Here is a 7,345-nt window from a genome sequence, read left to right as displayed (position 1 = left end):
CCATCAGAGATGTGTATAAGAGACAGCTCTGTTTTCTCCGACTGTAGATGTATCACTCACTCGCCGTGCTCCAGCTCGGTGCGCTCTCGCTCGTCCCGACAGCCCTCGGTGGCGTCCTGTTCGGCCTCGCACTGGCCGCGCCGCCGGGGCCGATGAACGCGGTCATCGCCGAGGAGAGCGCGCTGCGGGGCTGGCGAGCCGGTTTCTTCGCTGGCCTCGGCGCGATGACTGCTGATGCCTGTTTCTTCGTGCTCGCCGTGCTCGGTGCCGCCACAGTAATCACCGAGACGCCGGGACTCCGACGCGTGATGGTCGGTGCCGGCGGGCTCTTGATGCTCTGGTTCGCGTACGGCGCAGTTCAGGAAGCCAATACGGTCGTGACCGACGGGGACTCGTCGGTCACGTCCGGGGACAGTCGGGGCTTTCGCAAGGCGCTCGTCCTGGCACTGACAAACCCCTATCAGGTCGCCTTCTGGCTCACCGTCGGCGTGGGCCTCCTCAAACCAGGCGTGGTCGACGTCTCGTCGTACGTGCCTGCGGTCAGAGCCGGGGCACTAACCGTACAGACCGGTCACCCAGTGCTGTTGGGTGGGTTTTTCGGCGGGATCGGCCTCTGGATTACTGGGTTTCCGGCGGCCATTGTCGCTGCGAGAACGCGTATTGAGCGGCTCGCACCGCTAATCGCGTGGGTTAGCGCGGCGGTTCTCGCCGGAACCGGCGTCCTGTTCCTGCTGCGGGCCTTATGAGTCGCCCATCCCGGTCGCCACGTCGTCGAGGTCGTCTTCGACGGCCATTTCGGCGACTTCCATCGTCAGCCACTCCTGGAACCAGCGGGTCCGCTTGAGTCGCTGGTGGACGATGGACTCTGCTGTGTCGCTCTCGACGCGCTCGCGTGCGTCCTCACCGCGTTCGATGACACGGTCGACCATCTCAGCCGAATCCATGTGCGTCCGGGACTCATAGCCCATACGCAACAGCATCAGGGCGGTTCCGTTCGCGCCGACCTTGTCTAGGATATCCGCTTCGATGAGACACTGTACTTCTAGGGGCAAATCGTCCAGCGGCCCCTGATACGAGTGGGCATCGACGGCGGAGCAGACCTGCTCGATAAACGATTCGGGGTAGTCACCGTGTGCCTTCAGATACTCGCGTGCGATCCGAGCGCCGGCTTCGGCGTGGAGGTCCTGCTCGGCTTCCAGTTTCGCGATGTCGTGAAACAACGCTGCTACGCGAGTCACGTCCACGTTCGCCCCTTCCTTGCGGGCGATTTTTGTCGCGATGTCGACGACGTTGAGGATATGGTTGAAGCGGTACTCCGCGGAGTGCCACGGGTACCAGCGCATGCGGCCGCCCTCTTCTTCGTTTTCGACGCTCGCCGCGAGGTAGTCGTGGACGAACTCCTTCATATCCTCGAACGCGTCGGCTGAGACAGGTGACTCCCTAATCTCGACGCCCACAGCACCACCTCCGGAGACGGATTTCGATATTCATCTTACACATATAGACGTACGTTCGACTCTTTAGCGTTACGACAGGGAGAACGGCTGCCACACCCGGCATTTCTGGCTGCAAACAGCGTCACAGAACCGACCTTCGGGAGCGGCGGACAGCCGCCATCGCTGTCCCCGATTCCGTGGCAAGCCAGGTCTCTGTCGGGCGACAGCCGCGACTGGTTCTCAGCGGCTGGGAACATTAGTCCGGCTTTTTACAGCTAATAGATAAATTAGTACATATGCCTCTCCAGCCACTCCACACGCCCGTCGGCGATGTGTCGATCGTTACCCACGCGATAAACGAACACGCAGTGACTGACGTACTCATCGGCGTCGGTATCGCCCTGTGTCTGTTCGGGTTGTACTACAAGCTGATACTGGTCCCGGCAAACAGGCAGGAGTCGTCACAGCGCACGGGGGACCAGTCACCGCCGTAATTACAGGTAGGCGGCGTCCCAGCGCATCGGCTTGCGGACGTTCCCGCAGTTGTCACATTCGATACGGCCCATCGAGTCCATCGCGTTCGCCAACGTCTCGCAGTTACTGCAGTAGTAGCCGTACCGGTCGCTCCCCTCCTCCGTGACGTGGACCACGTGGAAGGGCGCCATCGACCCGGATTCGTGGTTGTTGTGGTCGACGTAGACTGTCCGACCGTCATCGGTTATGGGTTCGCGACCGAGTTCGTCTGCATCGGTGTAGAGGTTCTCAACGTAGGTTCGTCCAGCAATATCGACTTCACCCGTGCCGGCGCGTTCGAAACCGTGGTCCTCGTAGAAGCTGTTACCCTCGACATTGTCGGCCAACACGCGCCCCTGGAGTGTCTCGGCACCCCGGTCATGGAGTTCCCCATGGGTCTCGTCGAACAATGCCGACCCGATCCCCTCACCGCGGTATGCTGGGTCGACGTGCAGCCAGAGAATCGTCCCGATACTATCTCCTGATAGAACACTCTCGGAGAGGCCGACCACCTGCCCGTCACGCTCGCCGACGAGAATCAACCGATTACTCTCATCGTCGAGCACTTCCTCGATGCGCTCTTCATCGTACCATTCCTCGATAGCGCTCGTAATCGCCTTCGGCCCCAGCGAATACGACGCCTCTAGTGAGCGACGCGCCACATCACGGATAGCCGGCCGGTCCGACGACACTGCCTCCCTGATTTTCATATGCCACTAGTTGGCACGGAACATCATAAATCTACAGTTCGATGTCAGAATTTGGGACACTCGTTGGGCTATTCATGCGGGGACTCTGCGAATCGTGGCCTCGACCGGCTCGTGGGTGACCCCTGTCCACTCGGTAGCGGTCGTACCGGACTGTGGGTGCTGTTCGCCTTCAGGTCGTCGTACAGGTCCGGGCGGGTTCGAACCGCCGTCACTTCGCTCCGCTCGTGACGTGCTTCGAATCAGCTGAACATCTTTGTCGCTCTCGAAGTTGTTCGCGACAGAATAGTCCCGGGCGGATTCGAACCGCCGTCAAGGGCTCCAAAGGCCCTTATGATTGGCCACTACACCACGGGACTGCACTCACTTTGTTCGTTCGTCCCGTGTACCTCACAAATCCACCGGATTTGCTCACCACCACGGGACTGCGCTCACTGTGAGTAAGCTAACCGTATTCGGTGTAATCGACGGAACGCACTTGAACGCTTCGAGAGCGGCCGGTCAGTCGCTGGTGACTTCCGCCTCGACTTCGAGCAGGCCACAGACATCACCCTCGGGGTCGAAACAGTCCGGACACTGCGGTTCGCGGTCGATAATCGTATCGAGGCGATCAGCGACCGTTTCGTCGATAACGCCCTCCAGTTGCTTTGCCTCGGCTCGGAACTCCTCGACTTCGAGCACTTCGATAAGGAACCGCTCGATGATGCAGTAGTTCTGGAGTGCCTCGCGAGCCTGTGCGATACCGTCGTCGGTGAGGTCGACGCCCTTGTACTTCTCGTGGTTCAGCAGCCCTCGGTTTTCGAGTTTGCCGATCATCTCGTTGGCGCTAGCTGGGCTGACATCGAGCATATCGGCCACGTCGCCAGTGGATGCTGGACCGTCTTCTTGTTGTTGCGTGAGATAGATCGCTTTCAGATACTGGGCCTGCGTGTTCATTGATAGTCCTCCATCAGATCAGTCACGTCTTCGACACCCTCTGCCTCGTCCTCGCGGATATCCGACAGCACGGCAAGCAACCGCTCGCGGTCAATGGTGAATGTCACGTCTGACGCCTCTATCGCTTCGATGAGGTCGTCGTAGAACTTGTACGCCGTCTCCTCGTTACAGAGCTGGTCGTACAGCACGCCATCGAAGTCCTTGTCGGCTTCGTACTGGGCCTCGACCAGCATCTCGATTTCTTCGAACGGGACGGTGTCCGCTTCGAGGTCGTCGATGAGCGACTCCAGTTGCCGGCGGTGCTCGGCGGACTCGGTCTCGGCGTGTGCAAGGAGGTCAAGAACCGCCTGCTCGTGCTCTCCACTCGTTTCTTCGGCGTGCTTGGCCGACCGTGCCTCGACGACCTCTTCGAGGACGATGCCGATCTGTAACAGCCGGGCGAGCTGATGGTCGGACGCCACCGGCTGTGTGAGACTCACGGCAACACCCCCACTCGGCGCTGTGCTGCAGTCATACACGTAGTTCGGGGAGGGCCGGACTTAAGCGGTTCCCTGTCGCCGCCCTGGCGGCGGCGTCAGGTTCCTGTTGGACCCGTGTGACTGCGTCTGGCTTCGCGGCGACAGATCCCACCGGGACTGAGACTGTCGGCTGTCACTGCGACACGATACACCCCGTGATCGCAAGCGTCTTGCAGGACGGACAGGCGACAGTATGAGACGACCCGACGGCTCCGACGTATCGTGGTTGTGCCTACGTCCCAAGACGATCCCACGATGTACTGCGGTCAATACCGTACAGAAGTCACTATCAGTCGCCTTCGGTCCCCACCGTCGGTACCGCCTGCCAGGACACGTCTCGCCCCGGATAGGCGACCCGCTCGAACGGCCACTCGGTCGCAACCCACTCCCTGCAGCCCGTCTCGATCTCGTCGGCCAAGCCACGCTTGACTGCGGCCGTCGTGTCGGTCCTCGACAGAGCTGCGTTTGATATGTGTGGCCGAGTAGGATAAGAACCCAAATCGGTCGTGAAACGGTCCACAGCGGCTGTCCGGTGAGAACGAGCCGGTAGCAAGAACAGTAGACGGGAAAGATCGCGGACGGGGGCGGTTACTGCCTGAGTCGCTCGTAAATCAGCTGGTCGAGGTCCTCGCGGAGTTCGTCCACCTCGACCTCCTCCAGCACTGGCACGAAGAAGCCCTCGACGAGCATGTTCTTCGCGCTCTCTGGGTCGACACCGCGGGAGGTCATGTAGAACATGTCCTCTGCGTCGACCTGCCCGACCGTCGCGGAGTGGGAGGCCTCGGTGTCGTGGTTGTTGATGATGAGCTTCGGCGATGCGTCGGCCTCGGAGTCGTCGGAGAGCATGAGCGTGTTCTCACGCTGGTACGACGACGTGTCCCAGGCCTCGCGACCGACATCCTGAACGCCTTCGTACACCGAGCGGGCGTCGTCGTCGAGGACGCCGCGGGTGACGAGGTCGGCGATGGTGTGTTCGGCCTCGTGCCAGACACGCGATGCGATGTCGAAGTGCTGGTCCTCGTGGCCGAAGAACGCACCCAGAATCTGTGATTCGGAGGAGTCACCCAGCAGCCGGGTTTCGACGTTGGACTTGGTCAGGCGGGAGCCGATGTTGCCGTCGATCCAGTTGACCGTGGCGTAGGTGTCGGCGTGGCCGCGCTTGACCTGGAAGTTGTAGGTCTCCTCCGAGAGGTTCTGGAGCGCGCCGTACTGGACGTAGGCGTTCTCCTCGGCGACGACCTCGACGACGCCGGAGTAGTACTGGTCGTCGTCGACCGTCTCGCCGGTCCCCTGGCGCTCCAGAATCGTCACCGACGAGGACTCCTCGGCGAGGACGAGCGTGTAGTTGAACAGCGACTGGCTGTTCATCGTCGTCCGGATCTTCACGTCCTCGGCGTCGACGCCCTCGGGGACGTAGACGACCGTACCGGCCGAGAACAGGGCCGTCGACAGCGCAGTGAGGTAGTCCCGCTGCGGGTCGACGACGCTGCCGAAGTGTTCCTTGACGAGGTCAGCGTGGTCGTCGAGCGCCTCGCTCCAGGACAGCACCTCGACGCCCTCGGCGTCGATACGGTCCTTGTCCTGTGCGTAGTCGAGCGGGTCGACCAGCGACTCGTAGTCGAGCGCGTCGAGGTTCGTCCAGGTGCGACCCGGCGTCCGGATGACATCCGGCATGTCAAGCTCGTCGAGCGCTGCGAGCGCGTCCTTTCGCGTCTCGAGCAGCCACTCGGGCTCGCCGAGGTCGTCTGAAATCTGTTCCACCTGGGTCTCTGTGAGATTGGCGTGTACCTGCGTACTCATGGTTATCCGAGCGACCCCTCCATCTCAAGCTCAATGAGGCGGTTCAGCTCAACGGCGTACTCAATCGGCAGTTCCTCCGTAATCGGCTCGATGAAGCCGGCGACAATCATCTGCTTGGCGTCGTCGTCGTCCAGTCCGCGGGACTGGAGGTAGAAGACGTCCTCGTCGCCGATCTTGCCGACGGTCGCCTCGTGGGCGACGTCAACCTTGGACTCCTGAATCTCCATGTACGGCATCGTGTCCGACGTGGACTCGTTGTCGAACATCAGCGCGTCACACTCGACGGAGGTCGAGGAATCCTCGGCACCGTCAGCGATGTGGACGAGGCCGCGGTAGTTCGTGCGGCCGCCGTCCTTGCTGATGGACTTGGACTCGATGGTGGACTTCGTCTCGGGGGCGTTGTGGTAGACCTTCGCGCCCGTGTCGATGTCCTGCCCTTCGCCGGCGAAGGCGATGGTGATGTGGTTGTCCGTCGCGCCGGGGCCCTTGAGAACGGTGGAGGGGTACAGCATCGTGGCCTTCGAGCCCATGCTGCCGGAAACCCACTCCATCGTACCGTCGGCCTCGCAGATGGCGCGCTTGGTGTTGAGGTTGTACGTGTTCTTCGACCAGTTCTGGACGGTCGAGTACTGGACGTGGGCGTTCTCCTTGACGAACACTTCGACGCCGCCGGAGTGGAGATTGAACTCGGAGTACTTCGGGGCGGAACAGCCCTCGATGTAGTGGACCTCGGAGTTCTCCTCGGCGATGATGAGCGTGTGCTCGAACTGGCCCATGCCGTCGGAGTTCATGCGGAAGTACGCCTGCACCGGCATGTCGACCGTGGTGTCCTCGGGGACGTAGACGAACGACCCGCCGGACCAGATAGCGCCGTGCAGCGCCGCGAACTTGTTGTCGCTCGGCGGCACGGCCTTGGTCATGAAGTACTCTTTGAGGATGTCTTCGTGCTCCTGGACGGCCTTGTCCATGTCACAGAAGATGACGCCCTTCTCCTCCCAGCGCTCCTGCATGTTCTGGTAGACGATCTCGGACTCGTACTGCGCGCCGACGCCCGAGAGGGCGTTCTTCTCGGCTTCCGGGATGCCGAGTTTGTCGAAGGTGTCCTGAATCTCCTCGGGGAGATCGTTCCAGTCATCGACGCCGCCGCGTGTCTCGATGTCGGGGCGGATGTAGGGCACGATCTCGTCGACGTCGACTTCCGAGAGGTCGGGCGCGCCCGGCCAACCGGTCGGCATCGGCATTTCTTTGTACTGTTCGAGTGCACGCAGACGGCGTTCGAGCATCCATTCGGGCTCGTCCTTGTCTTCGGAGATGACCCGGATGGTCTCCTCCGTGAGGCCCTTCTCGGCTTCGAAGGCGGACTTCTCCTCCTTCTTGAACTCGAAGCGCTTCTCGGTGTCGGTCTCTTTGAGGTGGTCTTGGTCTGAGCTCATAG

The 7,345-nt window shown here is 61.5% G+C and carries 8 protein-coding genes and 1 tRNA gene; 2 read left to right on the top strand and 7 right to left on the bottom strand.

Annotated features, from left to right (window positions below):
- Window positions 1-47 precede the first annotated feature (47 nt).
- Window positions 48-746: a LysE family translocator gene (locus C444_RS04850; protein ID WP_004591309.1), complete on the top strand. Its 699-nt coding sequence runs from the start codon at window positions 48-50 to the stop codon at window positions 744-746.
- On the opposite strand, the gene C444_RS04845 is transcribed toward C444_RS04850, so the two are convergent.
- Window positions 741-1,457, bottom strand: coding sequence for an HD domain-containing protein (locus tag C444_RS04845; RefSeq protein ID WP_004591308.1), 717 nt, complete (start codon window positions 1,455-1,457; stop codon window positions 741-743). The two genes, C444_RS04850 and C444_RS04845, sit on opposite strands and share 6 nt — an antisense overlap.
- Before the next feature lie 275 nt (window positions 1,458-1,732).
- Here C444_RS04845 and C444_RS04840 point away from each other — a divergent pair, with 275 nt between their 5' ends.
- Window positions 1,733-1,930: a hypothetical protein gene (locus tag C444_RS04840; RefSeq protein ID WP_004591307.1), complete on the top strand. Its 198-nt coding sequence runs from the start codon at window positions 1,733-1,735 to the stop codon at window positions 1,928-1,930.
- Here C444_RS04840 and C444_RS04835 read toward each other — a convergent pair whose 3' ends face one another.
- The 6 genes from C444_RS04835 to sufB all read right to left on the bottom strand — a co-directional run bounded on the left by C444_RS04835 (window position 1,931) and on the right by sufB (window position 7,343).
- The gene (locus C444_RS04835; RefSeq protein WP_004591306.1) at window positions 1,931-2,659 is read right to left on the bottom strand and encodes a GNAT family N-acetyltransferase; all 729 of its coding nucleotides are present in this window, start codon (window positions 2,657-2,659) and stop codon (window positions 1,931-1,933) included.
- Window positions 2,660-2,942: 283 nt separating this feature from the next.
- Window positions 2,943-3,015: transfer RNA gene (locus tag C444_RS04830), tRNA-Gln, on the bottom strand.
- A gap of 142 nt (window positions 3,016-3,157) precedes the next feature.
- On the bottom strand, window positions 3,158-3,592 hold the full coding sequence (locus C444_RS04825; RefSeq protein WP_004591305.1) for a metal-dependent transcriptional regulator: 435 nt from the start codon (window positions 3,590-3,592) through the stop codon (window positions 3,158-3,160).
- Window positions 3,589-4,071 (bottom strand): hypothetical protein, encoded by a 483-nt coding sequence (locus tag C444_RS04820; RefSeq protein WP_004591304.1) that lies wholly within the window; start codon window positions 4,069-4,071, stop codon window positions 3,589-3,591. Before C444_RS04820 ends, C444_RS04825 begins: the two co-directional genes overlap by 4 nt.
- 627 nt (window positions 4,072-4,698) lie before the next feature.
- Entirely contained in the window at window positions 4,699-5,910 is a 1,212-nt protein-coding gene (sufD, locus tag C444_RS04810; RefSeq protein WP_004591302.1) for a Fe-S cluster assembly protein SufD, read from the bottom strand.
- A 2-nt stretch (window positions 5,911-5,912) separates the two neighbouring features.
- Window positions 5,913-7,343, bottom strand: a complete 1,431-nt coding sequence (gene sufB, locus C444_RS04805; protein ID WP_004591301.1) for a Fe-S cluster assembly protein SufB — start codon at window positions 7,341-7,343, stop codon at window positions 5,913-5,915.
- Between the last annotated feature and the right edge of the window lie 2 nt (window positions 7,344-7,345).

It is taken from the genome of Haloarcula japonica DSM 6131, assembly GCF_000336635.1.
GTDB lineage: Archaea > Halobacteriota > Halobacteria > Halobacteriales > Haloarculaceae > Haloarcula > Haloarcula japonica.
Note: the sequence above shows the minus strand (reverse complement) of the source record. Positions and strands in the feature narration are given on the sequence as shown.